10 protein-coding genes are annotated in these 22376 nt (G+C 44.4%); 6 read left to right on the forward strand and 4 right to left on the reverse strand.

Annotation, left to right across the window (positions count from 1 at the left end; all coding sequences use genetic code 11):
- The first annotated feature begins 14 nt into the window (after positions 1 to 14).
- Positions 15 to 146 (forward strand): hypothetical protein, encoded by a 132-nt coding sequence (locus QZ938_RS23075; protein ID WP_293351543.1) that lies wholly within the window; start codon positions 15 to 17, stop codon positions 144 to 146.
- A 235-nt stretch (positions 147 to 381) separates the two neighbouring features.
- Here QZ938_RS23075 and mobV read toward each other — a convergent pair whose 3' ends face one another.
- Both mobV and QZ938_RS23085 read right to left on the reverse strand, forming a co-directional pair.
- Positions 382 to 1539 (reverse strand): MobV family relaxase, encoded by a 1158-nt coding sequence (mobV, locus tag QZ938_RS23080; protein WP_293351541.1) that lies wholly within the window; start codon positions 1537 to 1539, stop codon positions 382 to 384.
- An 818-nt stretch (positions 1540 to 2357) separates the two neighbouring features.
- The gene (locus QZ938_RS23085; RefSeq protein ID WP_293351539.1) at positions 2358 to 2822 is read right to left on the reverse strand and encodes a hypothetical protein; all 465 of its coding nucleotides are present in this window, start codon (positions 2820 to 2822) and stop codon (positions 2358 to 2360) included.
- Positions 2823 to 2963: 141 nt separating this feature from the next.
- Between QZ938_RS23085 and QZ938_RS23090 the strand changes: the two genes are divergently transcribed.
- A complete protein-coding gene (locus QZ938_RS23090) occupies positions 2964 to 4622 on the forward strand; it encodes a DUF3466 family protein (protein ID WP_293351537.1) in 1659 nt (552 codons plus the stop codon).
- Positions 4623 to 4924: 302 nt separating this feature from the next.
- Here QZ938_RS23090 and QZ938_RS23095 read toward each other — a convergent pair whose 3' ends face one another.
- On the reverse strand, positions 4925 to 5203 hold the full coding sequence (locus tag QZ938_RS23095; RefSeq protein WP_293351535.1) for a hypothetical protein: 279 nt from the start codon (positions 5201 to 5203) through the stop codon (positions 4925 to 4927).
- A gap of 554 nt (positions 5204 to 5757) precedes the next feature.
- Between QZ938_RS23095 and QZ938_RS23100 the strand changes: the two genes are divergently transcribed.
- Genes QZ938_RS23100 through QZ938_RS23115 form a run of 4 tightly spaced genes read left to right on the forward strand, consistent with a single transcriptional unit; the run spans position 5758 to position 21495 of the window.
- Positions 5758 to 13500 (forward strand): S8 family serine peptidase, encoded by a 7743-nt coding sequence (locus QZ938_RS23100; RefSeq protein ID WP_293365643.1) that lies wholly within the window; start codon positions 5758 to 5760, stop codon positions 13498 to 13500.
- Positions 13501 to 13527: 27 nt separating this feature from the next.
- Positions 13528 to 16515, forward strand: coding sequence for an S-layer family protein (locus tag QZ938_RS23105; protein ID WP_293351529.1), 2988 nt, complete (start codon positions 13528 to 13530; stop codon positions 16513 to 16515).
- Positions 16505 to 18445, forward strand: coding sequence for a ShlB/FhaC/HecB family hemolysin secretion/activation protein (locus QZ938_RS23110; protein ID WP_293351527.1), 1941 nt, complete (start codon positions 16505 to 16507; stop codon positions 18443 to 18445). The genes QZ938_RS23105 and QZ938_RS23110 overlap by 11 nt, the downstream gene beginning before the upstream one ends.
- Positions 18394 to 21495: a CHAT domain-containing protein gene (locus QZ938_RS23115; RefSeq protein ID WP_293351525.1), complete on the forward strand. Its 3102-nt coding sequence runs from the start codon at positions 18394 to 18396 to the stop codon at positions 21493 to 21495. Before QZ938_RS23110 ends, QZ938_RS23115 begins: the two co-directional genes overlap by 52 nt.
- Before the next feature lie 30 nt (positions 21496 to 21525).
- On the opposite strand, the gene QZ938_RS23120 is transcribed toward QZ938_RS23115, so the two are convergent.
- Complete coding sequence (locus tag QZ938_RS23120) at positions 21526 to 22374, reverse strand: DUF928 domain-containing protein (protein ID WP_293351523.1); 849 nt, start codon at positions 22372 to 22374, stop codon at positions 21526 to 21528.
- Positions 22375 to 22376 lie beyond the last annotated feature (2 nt).

The raw sequence follows: 22376 nt of genomic DNA on the forward strand, positions 1-22376 counted from the left end.
TCATATATCGATATATGATTAATTTCGAGATCGGCATACTGAAATACTATTCAGATGTGGTTTTAGCGATCGACCTCAAAAGCGAATTAGAGACGAGATTGGGAAACACGGCTCAGCTTAAAAACTTAATACTTGAGCTTGTCTAAATAGAAGGAACGATGCGTGTGAAACAGGTGTTGCCGGAGCGAAATTTCAATTAGGCATGGAGCATAATTCGGCGATCATCTTGGGTTAGAGTTCGGCGATCGTCTTGAGTTAGAGCTCGGCGATCGTCTTGAGTTAGAGCTCGGCGATCGTCTTGAGTTAGAGCTCGGCGATCGTCTTGAGTTAGAGCTCGGCGATCGTCTTGAGTTAGAGCTCGGCGATCGTCTTTGGTTCGGCTTAAAGTTCTAAGTTCGCATTTTTTTGCTTTCCAAGTCGATCGTACACTGTGGCTTGCAACAAATTAGAGAAGTCAGCCAACTGTTGCAACTCGGTCTTTGCAAGTTTTGCGATCGCTCGTGTAAAATCCGTGCGTGAGGCTTGTAAATTAAACCCGTGTTGGTTTTTGATTTCTATGCAGCCGTTGTGAACTCGGAACTGCCATTCTGAGCCTATGACTTCGTTGGTTTTTAGATCTGCCTGCAAACAATTCGCCAGAACGAAGCAGCAGCCGGCTAACTGGGAGAGCAGAGCAACTTTTTCTTCCTCTGCAATCAATACAGCTTTTTCTGCAACCAGTTCTTTCTCGACTTGTTCCCTATATTTTTGAGCGAGGATAGCTTTCTCACGTTCTAGTTCCTGCTGTGCTATGGCCCTTTGGCGTTCTGCAAGCACCTGGTTGATGGCGTCAGAACCGGGCTGTAGCAAAGCAATTGATCTAGATCTGTAATTGGTGGCAGTTTCTTCTGGTTCTGGTGAGGGAAGCCATAAGTTTAAATCTAATACAGTTTCTTGCGAGTTGACAGCAGTGTAATACTGCCGGATTTTTTGATGCCGTGCCGGCGAAAATTTGATACCGCGTTCGATACCTAAGTGGGCAACGGCTGCGGCGTAGCTGTCTTGAAGTTTGCTCAAGCCGCTTCTTGTCCCTCCAAACTCGGTACTCCTGTAGCTCAGTTTTCCCTCATTGTTGATTGGCACCCAGAGACAGTGGATGTGAGGGGTGGCTTCATCGAGGTGCAGGGCGGTTTGAAGGATGTTGCTCCCTACGTGTTCTTCGAGCCAGTTAGTTGAAGCTTCTGTCCATAGAACCAATTGCTTTTGCTGCCAGTATCCGTAGTCTTCGGGGGCTGAGGGTCTGAAGTAGCTGGGGGAAGCCCCCAGGAGGATGTCTGCGGCAATGACTGCATCTTTTCGGACTTTTTGAGATCCAATTTTTGCCCGTGCTAGTTCCACGACTGCTTCGGGCGATGTTTGGCCTTGCAAGATTTCAACAGTCTTGTTTTCGTCAGCATTTGGTACGACAGTGGTTCGGCTGTTGTGTCTGGCGGCTGTTCTCAAATGTTCGATCGATTTAAGTTTTCCAACTCTCAAAACGGCTTGTGGTGTACGAAACATGGCGGTATCCTCGCCTTCCAAGTTTTGCTTTTGACTTATGCTTTTGACACTCCCTGGCTAAAGAATGCCTTCAAGGTCGATCGTTTTTATGGTGGTATTCTGACCTCCCAAGTTTTGTTTTTGAGACTCTGTGGTTAAGGGATGCCTTCAAGGTCGATCGTTTTTATGGTGGTATTCTGACCTCCCAAGTTTTGTTCTTGACTTGTGCTTCTGACAATCTCTGGCTAAAGGATGCCTTCAAGGTCGATCGTTTTTATGGTGTTCCTTGCATATTGTAGGTGGGGCGAACTCAAACCAGAGAAGTCCTCAGAGTCGATCGTAACAAGCATCATAGCCGCTCCTGACTTAAAGCCACAAAAATAATTGCGATCGCCAAAAACAAGCCGAACACGCTTACTGGTTACAACTGGCTTGTTTAGACTGATTTACCTTGGTTTTTCGCTTCTCCATTTGAGTCGAAAAAACAGAGATTTCGATGCCCCCAGGTATTCGGTAACTAAGATTGTAAAAAACGGTGCAATGCGGAGTAAGTAGAGACGCGCAAGTTTTGTATCCATGCCCCCCTGTAGTATTTGCCTGAATCTGGGTCTTTGGCAAGGTTGGCTTCCTATCCAATGCAACTTTTTACGTTACCAAAAACCCTGTAATCCTTGTTGTGTATGAGTCTTGAATAAATAGACTAAAAGGGATATAAGTGTAACGTTAATAGACAAAAGTATAAAGTTCGCAGACGAAAATGAGATGAAAGTGTACGAAAATGGACGAACTGCAAACGAATGTGGTCACGTCAAGTTTGGTGTAGTTTGACTATTTATAAATCAAGTTTGGTTGCAGTTTGGTATCGCTCGATCGCAGTAAAATCTAATTTGGTTGCTGCTACGAATCGGTATCATTAAGCACATTTTTGGGGAAATATTGTGCAAATTGTCGATCGAAAAACCGTAGTTTATTGTTGTCCCTCTCACGACACCCTCAGGGTCAGGCCAGATATAAAACTCAGATGGTGAGGCAACCAGCTTGCTTTTTAAGGGTTCAGCAGAATGTGCAGTTGGCAGTCCCCGCCAGAGGGGGCCTGGTTGCGCGTAGAATACATAGCGCAGCCCGTGAACCAAGAATTCCAATACCGCTTGTTTCAAAATTTTTCGCCCTTGAGCCATACCCGCAATGCCTAGAAATGTAATTGAATAATAATGTAATTGAATAATAATAATGACGATCGAACAAGCGGTAAGGTTGGGAGAGCCAGCCGTCGGCGAACTCTCCCACCGGAGCGTGATTATCATTCTGGAACCTAGTATTCTCGTAGAAAACTCGGTTTTTGGACGGCGAGGCGTAGGTTTTAGTAAATTTTTGTAACAAATTGTCGCGTCAGCGCATAAAATCTCGATCGACACCCTGATAGATATACAGGGAACTCGTTCTCTATGCAAACAAGCAACGCCAACCCAACCATCGACTCTGAGGTGCACGTGAAAAAATTAAAAAAAATGTTTGAACAAACTTCCTCTCGCGGGTTTGTTCAAAGTTGTCTGTCGCTGACTGCTTTTACTTTATTGGGATTTACCACAGTTGAACCAGTCAACGCAGCCAGTATCCATACAGGTTTTGCCTCCTATACCATTAAAGACCTCGGCCCCGGCAACACTTACAGTATCAACAATCTCGGACAAGTGGTAATGGGTAAAAATGGTGTGGGTTGGATTTGGGAAAACGGTCAATTGACTGAAGTTACCAACAGCACTTGGGCTTACCAAATCAACACTTCCGGTCAAGTTGTGGGCCGCTATCTCAGCGAAAATTGGACGGATAATGCCTATGTGTGGGAAAACGGTCAAAGGACAGACCTCGGTTATTTTGGCGGCATTAGCAGCAGCGCTAGTGACATCAATGAAGCTGGGCAAATAGTTGGTAAGTTTAACATTGCTCAAGATAAATTTAACCCCTTTTTGTGGCAAAACGGTACAATGACCGATCTCGGTACTCTTGGTTTCAACGGTGGGGCTATGAGTATCAATAACAAAGGGCAAGTAGTTGGTTATTCTGGTCTTGTTGTCGGCATAACTCATGCTTTCCTGTGGGAAAATGGCACGATGACTGACTTGAAAACCCTGGACGGACACAACGACAGTATTGCCTACGATATCAACGATTTGGGACAGGCGATCGGCTATTCTGCAAATAAGAACACTCAGCAAAGTACACCTGTTATCTGGTCGAACGGTAAACTTACAGAACTCAAAACTCTGGGCGGCAATGTCAATTATGGGGTTGCAATTAATAATAAAGGACAAGCAGTCGGTTTTGGTAACACCAGTGTCAATGGCAGCCTCAGTCACGGTTTAATCTGGGAAGATGGCGAAATGGCTAACCTTAACAGTCTGATTTCTGACGATTCTGGTCGGATTATTGCCGATCCTGAATGGTTTGTACAGCAAATCAACGGCATTAACGATCTCGGTCAAATTGTCGGTCAAGGAATTAACAAAAGGACTGGTGCAAATCACGCTCTTTTGCTCAATCCCGTCAGCGGTAGTTCTCAGCGCAATCCTGTATTACCTAATAATTTTGAGGATGGTTGGCATATTTTTAATAATGTACTAAATCGCCTGTGGTTTGACCCGCCAACCTCGGCGGGTTTTGCGTTCAAAATCGGCGAGAATACTGTTGGGTCAAATGCGATCGCATTTAATCCCAACCCAACCCAACCATCGCTATTTACGAAAATTCTCGGTTTGCCCAGCGGTATTGATGCTGACGAACTTTTTTCTGTTATAGTTGGCGGTCAAGAAATCGGCAAATTTAAGCCTAATGAAATAGTGGATTTTGTGGCTTTGCTCGGTTACGGCGTTTCCGAGTTTAACGTTACTGGTATTGATGCGCTAATCGATCCGAAAAATCCCCTAGCTTTTCCGATAAAATTAGAATCAAACCACGATAAGTTCTCGTTTAAAATGCGGGCGATCGATGGTGCTGAACCTGTTCCCGAACCTTCAGAAATTGGAGGGATAGTAACTGCGGCTGCGGTTTTTGGTGGCTTGTTGTGGAAACGCAAACGCACCGATCGAAAAGTGCAAGTCAAGTAATCTCTTGTGCGGGCGATCGATTATATTTAATTACTCTGCGTTCGCTCATTTTGATCGAGTGTCTGGATTTATCTACGAACGAATAGGCATTACAGGCACAAAAAAAACTATTGACATACCTTAAAATATGTGCATAGATTCTGAGCAAGCTAGTGTGGATCAATAATCACACAGATGACACTACATATGGTGTTATTTAGCGTCAGATTAATTCATAAAGCACTAGAGAAAATGAGCGAACGGACAGTAATTAAGCTGTTTTACATTTAAATCGATCGGGCTATCTCGACAAGGTAAGGGTTTCAGCGCTCAAAAATCCCAGTTTCAATGCGAAACAGCTTAGAGTTTTCTGAATAATCGATCGCCCGCAAAGAACAAGTGCGATTTCTGGTATCCCCTTGACAACTGCCATACAGGCTTAACTTGTTACCGATGGGTAGAGGCTGTGGGTACCGTGGCGGTTCCGGTTCGACAAGGTTGAGGGCGCGCCACAACAACGAAACTTCGTCCTGTGGGGGTAAGTTCCGGTTCGAGAATGTTTTGGCCAGATCCCTTGCTGAGCCAACTTCTGGCGACTCCATTATCGAATTTGTAAAGTTTTATGAAGATTAGGTAGCATTCTGCATAAAACTAACGCCTGCTTCCCGATAGATAAGTAACGGCCGATTTTTGAGTGTGACGGGATCTCGACCTTTAACACTCGCTGGCTGTGGGAATGGTGCATTAACAATAAAGAAACTGGGTTTTTTGTCCGGCGTTCTATCGCTAGAAGTTGCCAGGATTGTTTGATAAAATACCGCTAAAAATTCAATTTTACCAGTTGAAAAATTGCAAATTACCAACGTTCGATTGAACTTATGCAGAACAACAGCACAAATTAAAATGCTTCATCAAATCTTTATCAAGCCTTTATCAAGTCTTCATCAAAAAAAAGATTTACAGGAGAGAGAAAATGCCTAATAATGTAATTTGTTAAAAAGGTTTCAGAACTTACCCATTAAAATATCACTTTGTCATTCTGAGTGAGTCGAAGTATCTTAAACGACAGTAAAAGTGTCAAAGATTCACAATACCTGTATTTATTTTCTGATTGTTGTCTGATAAACCTAAGTTTGTTAATTAAGGGGAGTGTCAAATGTCTAATATTCAAATCGGTAGCCTCAACGATAACTATTTCTCGATCGGTTCAACGGATAACACCGATCCTAAAGATAGCTATTTTTTCAGTCTTCCCAAGATGGGTAGCGCCCGCATCTCTGCGATCGGTGTTAGCGGCGATATCAATATGGAACTGCGCGACAAAGAAGGGAAGGTAATCAAAAGTATTTCAACTAGCGACATAAAAGCTGGAATTATTAACATTGATAATTTAGGGGCGGCGGACTATATTTTAAATATTTCTCCTGTTTCCGGCTACACAAATTATCAAGTCAGTTTAACTGCCGATGGTAGAATCGATCCGTTAAGCGGTTTGGGGGTTGATGCGGGATTTTTTGTCACGCAAAAAAGTGAGGTAGGCTTCGATTTTCTCAACGATGGCGGCAGATATCAAGGGGAAATAGCTATTTTCAGTCTCGATGGTATGGAGCAATTCGCTTCAAATTATAAGGGATTTATGAAGGAAGCGGCCAGACGATCGCTGAGTAATTCTGTATTGGGTCATATCACAATTTCTGAGTCTGTAGAGGGTGCAAATCCTCTATTTAGGGGGACTTTGGGAGAAGAAAATTATAATAATGGGCCGTATCAGGGTGTGAAGACATTTACCACAACTCCCGGAAAGGCTTATGCTGTAATGTTGGTGCCAAATGGTAAAGTGCAAGAGGTTTTTGACAATCCCGATATTGGTGGAGATAAGCGCCCGCTGTTTTCGTTATCTAGCCTCAATCCAAATGATGCTTGGCTGTACGGTCAAATATCCGATGTTGATGGTGGTGGCTTGGTATTTTCCCTAGAGGATCAGCGGGTTGATACGGGTTCGGATGGCGATTATCAGGATGTTATTTTTAAGTTGACAGGTGCGATCGGCAAAGCTGTACCGTTGAAAGAAGTAATTAATCCTGCTAAGGATTGGACTACTTCTGAAGGCGGGAAGAAATTTATCGATTATCTCAAACCAAAGCCGCCAATAAATACGCCCCCGAAAGACTTACAGTTCGATTTGAAAGCAAGTTATCAAACTGGTGAAGCGATCGAGTTAACAAGTGGAAAAGTAATCGATGGTAATGGGGCGATCGACCTAGATAGCATAAAATTATCATTGCGAAAAGCAGGCGGTGAGTGGACGAATTTAGCAGATGCAACGAATTTTACAGCCGGCAGTCAGGAGTTGGCAACTTTCAGTTATTCTCTCCCTGCTTTAGGGGCGGGGAATTATGAATTAAAGGCGATCGCCCATGACAAAGCAGGCGCTACCAGCGAGACGATACTCAAAAGCTTTAGTGTCAAAGAATCTACTGTCGTACCAACGCCAACGCCGCCAACTCCGACACCTACACCGCCAACTCCAACACCGCCAACTCCGACACCACCAACAAACACAGCTCCTAAAAACTTGCAATTTGATGTTTTACCTGCTTACACAGTGGGAGAACAAATCAGCTTTACAGGCGGTAAAGTTTACGACGCCGACGGTGTTGATAACCTGGAAAAAGTAGAATTTTCTAGAAAGAAGGAAGGTGGAGAATGGATGAAGGTTATTAATGCTGAAAATTTCATCGCTGATAGTCAAGGGTGGGGAACTTTTAGCTATTTTTTGTCGGATTTAAGTGCAGGTGAGTATGAGGTAAAGGGGACTGCCTATGACAAAGCAGGCGCTACCAGCGAGACGATACTCAAAAGCTTTAGTGTCAAAGAATCTACTGTCGTACCAACGCCAACGCCGCCAACTCCGACACCTACACCGCCAACTCCAACACCGCCAACTCCGACACCACCAACAAACACAGCTCCTAAAAACTTGCAATTTGATGTTTTACCTGCTTACACACTGGGAGAAACAATTAGCTTTACAGGTGGTAAAGTTTACGATGCAGATGGTGTTGATAACCTGGAAAAAGTAGAATTTTCTAGAAAGAAGGAAGGCGGAGAATGGATGAAGGTTATTAATGCTGAAAATTTCATCGCTGATAGTCAAGGGTGGGGAACTTTTAGCTATTTTTTGTCGGATTTAAGTGCAGGGGAGTATGAGGTAAAGGCGATCGCCTATGACAAAGCAGGCGCTACCAGCGAGACGGTACTCAAAAGCTTTACTGTCAATGAGGTTACTACACCAACCCCGACACCGACACCAACACCCACTCCGCCACCGACACCAACACCCACTCTGGTTAATCGATCGCCAGAAAATTTGCAATTTAGCCTGCCAACTACTTCTAAACCCAATGAGGCAATTCCGCTAACAAATGGCAAGATTTTTGATGCTAATGGAGCTGATAATTTAGCCAAAGTAGATTTCTGGTTGCAGAAAGAGGGGGGAGAATGGACGGATATTAGTGATGCTACAACTTTTACTCCCGACAGTTCCGACAATCGTTGGGCAACTTTTAATTACACGTTGGGTGGGTTATCGGCGGGTAAATATCGGTTGAGGGCGATCGGCTACGATAAATCCGGTGCCGCCAGCAATGAAACGAGCAGCACTTTGTTAGTTAATAGTGCGCCGGGGGATTTACAATTTAGAACTTTACCTCTTTATACCAAGGGTGAAAAAATTAGCTTTAGTGGCGCTAAGGTTTTTGATTCTGAAGGAGTCGGCGATATTGCTAAAGTCGATTTCTGGTTTCAAAAAGAAGGTGGCGAGAAAATTGAAATCGCTAATGATGTTACTGAATTTACCGCTGACAGCAATGGGGTTGGTCGATTTAACTTTAGTGATAGTTTGAGCGCTTTAGCACCGGGGCGCTATCAATTATCGGCGATCGCCTATGATAAATCAGGTGGTGCTAGTGCAGTATCGAGTCAAAAGTTTGCGCTGATTAGCGATCCTGGTGAAGATGGGTTGTCTGATGAAGTCAGATTGGCGATCGCAGGTGCTGCAAATATTGACAGTTATCCGCCAGAAGCTTTAGCAGAAACAAAGGAGTGGGTTGTTTGGCTGACACCCGGAGAGTCTTCCCAAGAATTAGCAGCTAGAATTGGGGCGATCGATCGGGGAGATACCGGCCACATTCCCAACACTTTTATCTGGGAATTTCCAGAGAGAAGAAATCCGAAAGAGGTGGCGGCTCAGCTAGCAACAATCGGAGGAGTAGAATATGCTTACCCGCAGGTTCCTGTCAAATTAAATTTGTTGTACGAGCCGAAGGAAACTTTATACAAAGAACAGTGGAATTTAAAAAATGCGAATCTCCCCGCAGCTTGGGATGTAATTAATCCTGCAACTTCTCAAACTGTGCGGGGGAGGGGCGTAACGATTGGGATTATTGATGATGGTTTGGAATACAAGCACCCAGATTTGGCAAGTCGGTACAACCCGAATTTGAGTTGGGATTTTACTGACAAAGATAGCGATCCGTCGCCATCATCCACAACTACATTTTTAGCAGATCTTTCACGACCAAAAGTTAATAGTTGGAGTAGTATCCACTTCTCTCTTCCTGTGAATTTGACAGGGATGGTAAAAGATGTTCGGGCTAGCTTCGATTTCAGTCAATCTCTACCACCTAATTTACCAAAACCTGAAGATTTGCAAGTATTTCTGTACAGTCCTAATGAAGATGCGTTCAGCCTTTTCTATCGGCGTGCTGCTTCTTCTGTCGGAGTATGGTGGCCGGGGAGGGATGATTTGAAATTCTTGCAAAAGGTGAAAATTAATTTTGGCAAAGATAGCTTCCAAAGCTTCAACCTGAATCAATTTTATGGGAGTTATGCAGGTGGTGATTGGCAATTAGAGATTAAAAATCCCAATCCCGATGAGTATGATGCGGAGGAAATGCACCAACTTAGTCAAGAACTTTTGAAACGTTGGACATTACAAATTAACACTGCGAACACTCACGGAACTGCTGTTGCTGGGATTGCAGCAGCCACTGAAAATGGCAAAGGTATAGTTGGTGTGGCTCCTGAAGCGAAGTTAGCAGGGCTGCGACTATTTGGTAACACTGATCCACTCAATTACAAGGTTGATCCTTTAGGAAAACAGGTTGCTGATGCTTTGTTCGATCCTCGCACACAACCGGGACAATCTAATCGCAATCAGTCGATCGATATTTTTAATAACAGTTGGGGCCCTGAATACATGAGGCGGCAACCTTTAGCTTTGCAAGCCTTACAAACAGGAGTTAACAAAGGTCGAAATGGGCTGGGAAATACCTATGTATTTGCTGGTGGGAATGAGGGGAACTTTAACGGGAATGTCAATTATAATAGTTTTGCTAGTTCCCGTCATGCGATCGCCGTAGGTGCGATCGATCGAGCCGGAAATCCTACTACTTATAGTACACCCGGATCGGCAATTTTCATTTCAGCATCCTCTGATAATAGCGATCCCATTAACCCACAAGGGATTACCACAACAAGTATTTTTGAAAATGGATCTCCCTATGCTAACGATTTTGGTGGAACTTCTGCCGCCGCGCCTTTAGTTTCTGGAGCGATCGCTTTGATGCTAGAGGCGAATCCTAAACTAACTGCGCGCGATGAGCAACACATTTTGGCCAAGACGGCTCAGAAAAATGACCTCAATGCCAAAGATGGCCAAGGGAAACCAAAATGGGAGCAGAATAAAGCAGGATTTTGGGTGAGTTACGAACAAGGCTTTGGGGCGATTGATGCGGCCGCTGCGGTGAAAGCTGCGGTTAATTGGACACCAGTCGGTAAGCAAGTTTTAGTAACTTCTAACTTGGAAAATGTGATGAAAGCGATTCCTGATGGTAGCGTAGCAGGAATAGAAGCTAAGACTACGATTACCAAGAATATTATTATCGAAACAGCAGAAGTAATTCTTGATGCTGAGCATCCCGAGTGGCGTGACTTTACAGTGAAACTAATTTCACCAGATGGCACTGAATCAGTATTAGCAAATACCATGCCTGACATCCCAAAATCAAACACTAGGGATAGATTATCGCCAGATTTTAAAGAGTGGAAATTTATCTCGATCCGACACTGGGGTGAGTTATCAAAAGGTGAATGGAAGTTGCAAGTTATTGATAAAAGTGGCAACGAATTGAAAGGAGCTTGGAATAGTTGGAAGCTCAATCTTTACGGATTGGAACTAGACGAGTCACCCAATGTTGTTACCAATACCAAAGATAGCGGGCCAGGAAGTTTGCGAGAAGTTTTAAATTGGGCTAATAGCAATCCGGGTAAGGATACGGTTATCTTCAAAGTTCCTCCTACAGATCCTGGTTACAACACCAGCAACAACGCTTTTACCATTCGGCCGCTATCACCCCTGCCACAGATTACCGATTCAGCGATTATTGATGGTACGACTCAGCCGGGATATTCAACTCGACCAGTAATTGAATTAGATGGTAGTAATGTATCAGTGGATGGTTTGTATATCTCTGCTGGCAACAGTACGGTTAGAGGATTAACAATTAACCGTTTTGGTGTTGATGCTATCAAATTGCGTGATAATGGTGGCAACATCATTGAAGGAAATTTCATCGGTACTGATGTAACTGGCACTCAAGATTTAGGTAACGGCTATAGTGGCATATCAGTTTGGACACCTAATAATATTATTGGCGGTCAAACGGTTAAAGCACGAAACATCATATCTGGCAATGAGCGATATGGCATTTACATTAAAGACTTAAATGCTAATAATAACCTCATTCAAGGCAACTATATTGGCAGCGATATCACTGGTACTAAAGATTTGGGCAATACACATAGTGGTATTGCTATTTTGGATAATGCAAGTAATAATACCGTTGGTGGGACAACGATCGATGCTGGAAACTTGATATTCGGTAACGGTAAACATGGTGTCTTTATTAATGGTTCCGGTTCCACTGGAAATGCTATTTTATCTAATTCCATTTCGGGGAACGATGACTTTGGCATCGGTTTTGGATATAATGGATTAACTGTAAATGATTTAGGAGATCGCGACACAGGTATTAATAATTTACAGAATTTCCCTGAGTTGACTTCCGCTATCTCTAGCAATGGGAATACGGCTATTAAAGGCAAGATAAATAGCACTCCCAATACTACATTCAGAGTAGAGTTTTTCTCTAACAGGGTTTTAGATGACTCTGGTTTTGGAGAAGGAGAGAAGTTCCTTGGATTCCAAAATGTAACGACTGATAGCAGCGGTAATGCGACTGTCGCCATTAATTTACCGTTAGCTGTTCCCATCGGTCAATTTATTACTGCTACTGCTACTGACGCAAATAATAACACTTCGGAGTTTTCTCAAGGAATTGCGATCGCAGCTAATCCAGCACCCACACAACTATTTACCGACATTAATGCTACTTTGGAAGGAGTTTTCTACAGTTCGGCAGCCTGGGGAGATTACGATAACGATAGCGATCTAGATATTTTGGTGACAGGCACAAACGGTCCGAATTCCGTAGCCAAAGTTTACCGAAACGATAGTGGCAACTTTACGGATATTAATGCTGGTTTGAGTGGAGTTAAGAATAGTTCGATCGATTGGGGAGATTATGACAGAGATGGCGATCTCGATATTCTGCTAACAGGTTTGGATAATAGCTCAAATCCAGTCTCGAAAGTTTATCGGAACGATGGCGGTAATTTTACGGATGTCAGTGCTAACTTGCAAGGAGTTTGGAATAGTTCAGCAAATTGGGGAGATTACGATAATGATGGCGATCTCGATATACTTCTGACAGGTGGTGCCATTATTTCTGGTTCCTCGGTTAAGATTGCGAAAGTCTACCGTAATGATAGCGGTAGCTTTACAGATACAGCCGCTAATTTACAGGGAGTTTGGCAGGGTTCAACAGATTGGGGTGACTACGACAAAGATGGAGACCTCGATATTCTCATAACTGGTAATTCTGATGGTTCAGTTTCATCGGATATCTCTAAGATTTATCGCAACGATAATGGCAGTTTCACAGATATAGGTGCGCCATTAACAGGCATTTCTTCGGGTGACGCAGCTTGGGGAGACTATGACAATGACGGCGATCTAGATGTACTTTTGACTGGTTTAACGCCGAATAATTCATCTCCTATTGCTAAGATTTATCGTAATGATGCTGGCAGTTTCACGGAGATTCAAGCAGGCTTGCAAGGAGCTTATTATAGCTCTGTAGATTGGGGCGATTACGATAATGATGGGGACTTAGATATTCTTTTGACAGGTGCTTCGCCATCCAGAATCTCAAAACTCTACCGCAATGATGGTGGTAGGTTTACCGATATTAGTACCAACTTACAAGGAGTTTTTGGCAGTTCAGTACGTTGGGGAGACTATGACAACGATCGCGACTTGGATCTGCTCTTAGCTGGCAATCGCTTGGGTTCTCCTTCTGCTAGTACCAAAGTTTACAGAAATAACCTTTTCACTGTAAATACTGTTCCGGTAACACCTGCTGGACTGATCTCTTCAGTCAATGGCAATTCTGTCAGCCTAAATTGGAACCCTGCTACTGATGCTGAAACACCGCAAGCAGGTTTGACTTATAACCTGCGAGTAGGAACAACTCCTGGAGGTTCAGATATTATGTCTCCGATGGCTAATAGCAATGGAACCCGCAAAGTAGTCCAAATGGGTAATGTCAATCAAAACACAAATTGGACGCTTAAAAATCTCAAACCGGGTACTTATTACTGGAGCGTACAAGCAATTGATACTGCTTTTGCAGGTTCGATATTTACTACGGAACGCAGCTTTACAGTTAGTACAAGCTCAGGTGCAAGTGGAAGTATTACGATTACAGCCTCCTAATTCCTCAAGTAGGAATTAGCAGACAGGGTGCAGCGCTGGCTTCTGCTGGGCTGCACTCAGGCAACCGATCGCAACCTTTGTCCTGTAAGATACTCTCAGTGCTTTTATGTGAAACCTCTTTTAAATACTCCTTCCCCCGTGAACGATCGAACAAAAGCTAAAATATTCAGCATCCTATTTTACATTTGTGGCTTTCCGACATTAGCAACCGCCCAAATTGTCCCCGATACCACTCTACCGGTCAACTCCACCGTCACGCGAGACGGCAGCAGCACCTTTACCATTGAAGGCGGTACAGAAGCGGGGCGCAACCTATTCCACAGCTTTCGCGAATTTTCCGTTCCCATCAGTGGCACGGCGTTTTTTAACAACGTTGATACGATTCAAAATATCTTCACTCGCGTCACAGGCGGGTCAATTTCTAATATTGATGGCTTAATCCGAGCCAACGGCAACGCTAACCTATTTCTCCTCAACCCCAACGGCATTATTTTTGGCCCGGATGCCAGCCTGAATATCGGTGGCTCGTTTCTAGGCACTACAGCCGATAGTATCAACTTCGCTGACGGCACTTCATTTAGTGCTAGAAATCTCCAAACAACTCCTCTGCTAACTATCAGCATTCCTACTAGCTTGCAATTTGGCTTAAATCCCGGTCAAATAATTGTCGATCGACCTGTAGCAGTTCCTGCCTCTGAAAATAATGACCAAGGAAATCAGAATCCCAGTCAAATTGTCGATCGATCTGTAGCCGTTTCTGCTGTTGAAGACAGTGGCGAAGGAAATCAGAACCCCGTAGGTTTAGAAGTTTCACCCGGTCAAACTTTAGCGCTAGTGGGCGGCGACATAGCGCTTCCCGGTGGAATTTTGACAGCGCCGGGAGGAAGAATTGAACTTGGCAGCGTTGCTGGCAACAGCTCAGTCAGCCTTACCCCCAACGATTCAGGTTTCACTCTAGGATATGCAGGTGTCCGGGACTTCCAAGATATTCAACTGTCGCAGGGTGCGGTTGTAAACGCTAGTGACAAAGACGCTAGCGGTGAAGGTGGCGGCACTATTCAAGTACAGGGGCGGCGGGTGGTGCTGACGGAGGATTCAGGAATTCTCTCACAGACTTTCGGCAGCCAAGACGGGGGTAATGTCTCTATCCAAGCATCACAGTTCATCGCTGAAGGTGGCGGTTATGTAGATACAACGACCTATGGGGCTGGGAGAGGAGGCAATTTATCCGTCACGGCGACAGATTCCATTGAACTGAGTGGAACTAATCCTGATGGCACTTTGCCCAGCGGTTTCTTTGCTCAAGTCGATCTACAGGAGGGGCAAACTGTACCAACCACGGGAAATGCAGGAGATTTGACGATCGCCACAGGTCGATTAATTCTGCGAGACGGGGCACAGATAGCCTCAAATACTTTTTCTGAGGGTTCAGGGGGAAGATTAACTGTCACTGCTTCGGAGTCTGTAGAAGTAATTGGGCGATCGGAAAATGGTCAAATTCTTAGCGCTTTGGCAACTCTAACTGAGCCTAATTCTTCTGGCAATTCACAAGATTTAATCATTTCCACCAGAGAGTTGATTTTGCGAGATAGAGGTGAAATTTCATCTTCCACCAAGGGCACGGGGAATGCGGGCAATATAATCATTCAAGCGTCCGAGCAGTTGATTATTCAAGATCGGGCAACACTTGCTGCTCTAACCACTGGTAGCGGACGCGGTGGCAATATCAATATCGAAACAGGACGCTTAATCGCTCAAAATGGCGGTCAGGTATTAGCAACAACTCAAGGTAGCGGGCAAGCGGGGACTTTAAATGTAAATGCTAGAGAATCTGTCGAACTCACTGGCACGGGTATAAATGGATTTCCTAGTGGTTTGTTCACCCAGTCCACAGGGTTAGAAACCGACTCTGATGCTGGTAATGCAGATAACCTAACAGTAACAACTCGGCAGTTAACGGTTCGGGATGGAGCCGCGATATCAGCAGATACTTTTGCTAGTGGAAGGGGAGGTGATCTCACAGTCAATGCCTCCGAGTCGATCGAAGTGACTGGAACTTCCGGCATCGTGTCAGCAGAGGTTTCTCCCTTCGTCAGGGCGGACGGGCGCTTGCCCAGCCGTTTGACGGCAGCAACAACGAGCACCGGAGAAGCAGGGAGTGTAAGGATTAATACCGGACTGCTGAGGGTACGGGATGGGGGAAGTGTTGCTGTAGATGGGAGCAGAGGTACGGGATCTGCCGGCAACCTGGAGGTAAAAGCCAGCAACATCCGACTAGACAGAGGAACCATTACGGCAGAAACTAGATCCGGTGACTCCGGCAATATCAACCTCCAAGTGTCAAATTTCTTACAGATGCGCGACAACAGCAACATTACAGTCACCGCCATCGGCGATGCCACAGGTGGCAATATCAACATCAATACCAGAGCCTTAATTGCTGGTATCAACAGCGACATCACAGCCAATGCCGTCAACCGGGCAGCCGGCCGCGTGGAAATTACAGCCCCAGAAGGCATTTTCGGAGCCCGATCGCGCCGCCTCACAGATCCCGCCTCCAACCTCACCAGCGACATCACCGCTACTTCCCTGGCCGGCCCGCAACTCGACGGCGACATACTCCTCAACACCCCTGAAGCAGACCCCACCCAAGGCGTGGCTAAGCTACCGGAGACGATCGCCAATCCCGACGCGATCGCCCAAATTTGTCCCGATCGACGGCAGCCGGGAGAGGCCAGAACCTTTACCAGAACAGGGCGCGGCCTTCCCGCCAATCCGGGGGAAACCCTCAGCGACGGCCCTGCAACCGTCGGTTTAGCTGATGCCGTACCGCCTGTCGAAGGGCGATCGAGAACTGCCGCACCCCAACAAGCGGTTCGCCCCGCCCCTCGCCCCATCCAAGCAGCCCGAGGTTTGGCGGTTAACAGCAAAGGAGAAGTTATTTTCACTGCTTATCCTGCTGCGGTGCCGCTGCAAAGTCCCGTTATTCCCCACCCAGCCTGCAATGTTCAATAACAGAAACCGGAACAGGCGCGATCGCTGGCTGCCGTTGAGTGCGGGCTTGTTAGCAAGCAGTTTGACGGCTTGGCCGCTGAAGGCAGAAACTTTGCTGCAACCAGCAGGAGAGTTGAATCCGGGCGGCCCAGACTTGACGGTTCAAGTTCCCAATCCCGCAGAACCTCTGGCACCGCAAACCACTCCTTCCCGGCAAAACCCGCAAAACCTGCCACCTACAGAGCCCTCTCCCACCCTGGAAGAAAGAAAGACTGAACCCAATTCCGATACCGGTGAAGCTTACGAATGTTCTATCCCAGTGCCGCCAGCAGATCGATCGCCCGCAACTCCCACGGCAACTCCCACGCCGGAAGATAGTAAAACCGATGAGGCGATCGAAGCAATCTCGATCGCTAATTTTCGCTTTGTTGGCAATACTGTTTTCAGTCAAGAAACGCTCGATCGAGAAATTACCCAAAAATTTCTAGAATTAGACAGCACTACTAACAGATTTCGAGAAGGACAAATTACTTTCGCTCAATTGCAGCAAGTAATTTCTGAAGTCACAAAGTTTTACAATCAAAAAGGATATATTAACTCTTTTGCCTACATTCCTACAACCAGTGAAGAACCCAATCAACGATTGCAAAATAGAGGAACTCCTGGAGCAGTTATCATTAAAATTGTCGAAGGCGGATTAGAATCAATTCGAGTCAGGAGGCGGAGGGGAAGGCAACGCCTCAACCTCGATTATGTATGCAGCCGTTTGGCGATCGCATCGCAACCTTTACAAGTTTCTCGCCTGCTAGATGCTCTGCGATTGCTCGAACTCGATCCATTAATTAAAAAGATTACCGCTGAATTGATACCCGGTTCGCAGGTACACAGAAGCAGTTTAGAAGTTAAATTCGAGGAAGAACAAACTTTTAATGTCGAAGTAGCAGTAGATAACCGCCGCGCTCCCAGCGTCGGTACTGTCCGCCGCCAAGTACAAATAAACGAAGCAAATTTATTGGGCCGGGGAGATGATTTGAATCTTGCCTACACGAATACTGACGGCAGTAATGCCTTCGATTTAAGCTATGAATTGCCTTTAAATCCGAATAACGGTACGATTAAGGTAGCAGCAGGAACGACTGCAAATCGCGTCGTCGAACCGCCTTTTGAAGATGTCGATATCAGAGCTGCGGCGCGATATTTAGATATCACTTTGCGCCAACCTGTATTGAGGAATCCCCGACAAGAAATTGCGATCGGTTTGACTGCAACTCGGCGGGAAAGCGGCACTTCAATTTTAGGCGAAGATTTCCCCCTCTCTCCGGGAGCCGATGAAAAAGGGCGATCGCGCATTTCGGCCCTGCGATTTTTTCAGGATTGGACGGTGCGAAGTAATCAAGAATTATTAGCGTTTCGATCGCAATTTAGCTTGGGATTGAGCGCTTTTAATGCTACTGTTAACAGTGAAGCTCCTGACAGCAGATTTTTGGCATGGCGGGGACAGGCGCAGTGGCTTCGCCGTTTGGCAAGAGACACTTTTGTCTTTGCCAGCACCGACTTGCAATTAGCAGATAGAGCGCTTTTACCTCTCGAACAATTCGGCCTTGGAGGTTTCAATAGCGTGCGAGGCTACCGACAAGATCTACTTTTGGGCGATAACGGAATTTCCGCATCAGCCGAGTTGCGATTTCCGATCGTTGGCAGATCCGATCGAGGGTTAGGAGTCGTACAAATTGCTCCTTTTATTGATGCAGGCACGGTGTGGAACAGTTCCGAAGAGGATTTGAAAACTCAAACTTTGGTATCTGTGGGGGCGGGTTTGCGGTGGGAAATGAGCGATCGACTTGCTGCAAGTTTTTATTGGGGCATTCCTTTAGTTGACGTGAATTCGAGGCAGAGGACATGGCAAGAAAAAGGGTTACATTTTTCAGTGCGATCGAGATTTTCTTTTTGAAACTCGCGCGCAAAATTAATACCAATTTAAAACGAAATAATACCAATCTTAAACGAAATAACAATACTCTTGTCCCCCCCCTTGTAGGGGCGGTGGATGGTGCGTGCCCGCCCTGGTTAGGGAGGGTCAAAGATTGTTGCACGATTTTAGAGAAATGGTATAAGAAGAAAACTATTAGGTTATTTATTTTCCTATTTTTAACAGTATTGTTCTCATTTTTAGCAACAAATGTCCGAGCCAATCAAATATTTAATTGGGAATTAGGAAAAACAGAAATTATTCAACAAAATCGTACAATAGTGAGTTCCACCGCCCTCCCGCAGCGAGAGGGAAGTGAATGGGAAAAGTTAGCTAGGGAGCGTTATACGGCGGGAGAGTTTGAGGAAGCTGCGAAATATTGGCAGCAAGCTGCGGTGGCTTTTGAAGTTAAGAGAGATTGGTTAAATCAAGCGATCGCCCTCAGCAATCTTTCGCTAACTTACCAACAGTTTGGAAGCTGGCAGGAGGCAGAAAAAGCTATTGAAAAAAGTTTGAATTTGTTGCCGCCGGAATCAAGAGCAAATTCACCAGCAGAATTAAGGGCGATCGCTCAAACTCTCGATATCAAAGGTAACGGGCTATCGGAACGCGGGCAAGTCAATATTGCTTTAAAAACTTGGCAGCAAGCTGCTAGCATTTATGTTAAATTAAAAGATGAATTAGGGTGGAAGCGCGGCTTGATTTCTCAAGTCAAAGCCATGCAAGAGTTAGGGCTTTACGAACAGGCTTGTCAAACACTAATGCCCGCGATCGAGGTGGATAATCAAGGAAAATTTGCAATTCCCGATCGAACCTGCTCCCAGTTAACGGATCGCAATAGTTTAAATGAATTACAAAAGCTTTTACAAACACCGTTAAATCCAAATTTAAAAAGCATCCAATTAACAGGAAGTCGCCTCCTCGGCGATGTTTTAAGGCAGCTTGGATTTTTAAACAATTCACAGGAGTTGCTGGAAAAAGTCGATCGAGCCATTACTCAAGAAAAAAACACTCAAGAAAAAGCTTTGGTTTTGCTGAGTTTAGGCAATACTTATGAAGCTTTAGGGAATAGAAATCGATTTCTAGCTGAGTCTGGAGATAACACTAAAAATTATTACTCAACTGCTTTAGATTACTATCGAAGAGTTATCGAAGTTGCTGGAACTTCCCTAATTAAAATCCAGGCAAGGTTAGATTTATTCAGCCTTTTAGTAGATCCAAAAATTGGAAATAAAATAAATCTCCGAGAAGCTGAAGAGTTGCGATCGGCAATTTTATCTCAGTTAAATCAGCTACCACCGAGCCGTCAGAAAATCTATGCTGAAGTTAGATTGATGCAAAGCTTATCTAACCTGAAAAATGAAGAGTTAAAAGCTGCAAACGATCGGCCTAATTTCAGGGCTGAAAAGTTAGAATTACTCTCTAACTACTGTTTGCCCGATTCCTTAACTGTTTCTGAAAGCTTGTTTCAAAATACTCAAGCTTTATCTTGGAGAGAAATGGTCAATTTAGGAGCAAAAGCTGTCAAATTAGGTAAGGATTTAGGCGATTTAAGGGCAACAGCCTATGCTTTGGGTAATTTGGGCGAAATTTACGAACAGAAACAGCAATGGTTAGAGGCTCAACAATGTACGGAACAAGCTTTACTTTTGTCGCAAAACGTGCAGTTAAATTCGCCGGATCTTACCTATCAGTGGCAGTGGCAATTGGGGCGGATTCGTCGGGATGGGAAAGAGAAAGATATTAAAGGTGCGATCGCGGCTTATACGGCTGCATTTAATACTTTACAGTCGGTACGCAACGATTTGGTGCCGATCGGTAGGGACGGACAGTTTGATTTTCGCGATCGGGTAGAACCAGTGTATCGCGAATTGGTGGATTTGTTGTTGCGGAGCGAGGAACCGATTCAGGATAATTTACAGCAAGCAAGGAATGTCATTGAGGCCCTTCAGGTTGCTGAATTAGATAACTTTTTTAGAGCAGCTTGCATACAGCCGCGAGAGATAAATATTGACAAAATAGATAAAGAAAGTGCTGTTATTTACCCAATTATTTTAAAGAATAGCTTAGAAGTTATTATCAAGTTCCCTGGTTTAGAGCAACTCAAACACTACCGTACTAAGATAAATTCCAGTATAGTAAAAACAGCTCTCATAAAAGTACGGGAAACAATAATAAATACAAATCAAAATAACATACAAGAATTGAAGACATCATTACACAATATCTATAGCTGGTTACTGAAACCAGCTAAGACAGATTTAGAAAAAAACAGTGTTAAAAATTTAGTATTTGTGCTAGATGGTGAGTTAAGAGATATTCCTATGGCTGCTCTTTATGATGGATCTCGTTATTTGATAGAGTCCTATAGTTTAGTTTTGGCACCAGGATTAAAATTAATAGATGCAAGACAATTAAAATTGGAAAATATCAAAATTCTCGCAGCGGGAATAAGCCAACCACGTTCGGGGTTTTCTGCCCTACCTAATGTCGAGAAAGAGCTGAAGGAAATTCAAGCCCAAATACCGAGGAGTATTGTCTTGTTAAATTCTGAATTTATTGATTCATCTATACGAGCAAAGATTAACTCGAATGAAAGTCGTATAGTTCATCTAGCTACTCATGGAAAATTCAGTTCCAACTCTGAAGATACATTCATTCTCAATTGGGATAAACGCATCAATATAACCCAGCTAAATCAGTTACTCAAAAACAGAGACGAAAACCAATCTAAGCCCATTGAATTACTGGTATTGAGTGCCTGTCAAACAGCAGCCGGAGATAATCGTGCAACCTTGGGACTTGCCGGAGTAGCTGTGAGAGCGGGGGCGCGCAGCACCTTAGCTTCTTTATGGAATATTCCTGATGATTCAACCTCTGTTTTAATGAAGCAATTTTACAAAGAGTTACTTACCAATAAGCGAACGAAAGCTGAAGCTTTGCGCCAAGCCCAGATATTGCTATTAAAGAATCCTAAATACAACAATCCCAAAATTTGGTCGCCCTATATCTTGGTAGGGAATTGGTTATAGTTTTGCCTGTCGTTTATCTATTACCTTTTGTCAATTTTCTGTTTTGCAACATTCGACTATTGGTTCTGAAACAATATTAGATAAGCCAATTTGTCGTAAAAGAGATGGCCAATGACCATCATAGGGAGAGGTTTGGCGAAGTTCTCCGGCTGCTGTTAGTGCGTCATACCAAATACCATTGGCTGCTAGAATACTAGCGCGATCGCTCACTGTAGCTTTTTCTAGCTGACTTCTGAGAGCTGGATTGGAAAAATTTACTCTTTTAATTTTACCATTAACAGATATAGCTGGTTGTCTCGGTTCGCAATAAATATTAAAGTACCACTGATACTGTCGATCGACTTCTAAAGAAACTGATGGTGGTAGTGATATTTGAACAACTCCTGGTTTCCCAGTTAGCTTAAAGGGAACTTCATATACTGGTTTATTTCCCCCATCGTAAAGAACAAAATTACCAGAAGATTTAGCCTGATAAGGCACATAAAACCAAAGAGTAGGATTAGCAGAAACCGTTAATCCAAAAACTGAGGTTGCATCTTTGCTTTCATAAACTGGAACCAATGCTGTAAGAGGCTTTTGTTCGGAACCTTCAGGCTGATTAGCAACGTCCTGACAGCCTCGCGAACCTCCGCCAGTCCGATTATCCGAGCTTCTTGTATCAGATGGCGGTGGCGGTGGTGCCTTAAACACGGGTTCCCTGAATTGTGCGATTGAGTTAGTAGTGGGGCGCTGTCCGATAATTACAGCACTAGCTGGCTGAATCTCTAACTTAATAGAGCTAATTATGACAAAATTAAGTGCCAAAAACCCGGTCAGCCGGTAAAAAAATAGGTGGTGCAAAAATAGGTGGTGCAAAAATAAGTAGATTTTGGGCAGCATTC

It is taken from the genome of Microcoleus sp. CAWBG27 (genome assembly GCF_020883145.1).
In the GTDB taxonomy this organism is placed as follows: Bacteria; Cyanobacteriota; Cyanobacteriia; order Cyanobacteriales; family Microcoleaceae; genus Microcoleus.

Coding starts and splice junctions, on each gene's coding strand:
- QZ938_RS23075 (WP_293351543.1), top strand. CDS start 15: ATGATTAATTTCGAGATCGGCATACTGAAATACTATTCAGATGTGGTT.
- mobV (WP_293351541.1), bottom strand. CDS start 1,539: ATGTTTCGTACACCACAAGCCGTTTTGAGAGTTGGAAAACTTAAATCG.
- QZ938_RS23085 (WP_293351539.1), bottom strand. CDS start 2,822: ATGATAATCACGCTCCGGTGGGAGAGTTCGCCGACGGCTGGCTCTCCC.
- QZ938_RS23090 (WP_293351537.1), top strand. CDS start 2,964: ATGCAAACAAGCAACGCCAACCCAACCATCGACTCTGAGGTGCACGTG.
- QZ938_RS23095 (WP_293351535.1), bottom strand. CDS start 5,203: ATGGAGTCGCCAGAAGTTGGCTCAGCAAGGGATCTGGCCAAAACATTC.
- QZ938_RS23100 (WP_293365643.1), top strand. CDS start 5,758: ATGTCTAATATTCAAATCGGTAGCCTCAACGATAACTATTTCTCGATC.
- QZ938_RS23110 (WP_293351527.1), top strand. CDS start 16,505: ATGTTCAATAACAGAAACCGGAACAGGCGCGATCGCTGGCTGCCGTTG.
- QZ938_RS23115 (WP_293351525.1), top strand. CDS start 18,394: ATGGCAAGAAAAAGGGTTACATTTTTCAGTGCGATCGAGATTTTCTTT.
- QZ938_RS23120 (WP_293351523.1), bottom strand. CDS start 22,374: ATGCTGCCCAAAATCTACTTATTTTTGCACCACCTATTTTTGCACCAC.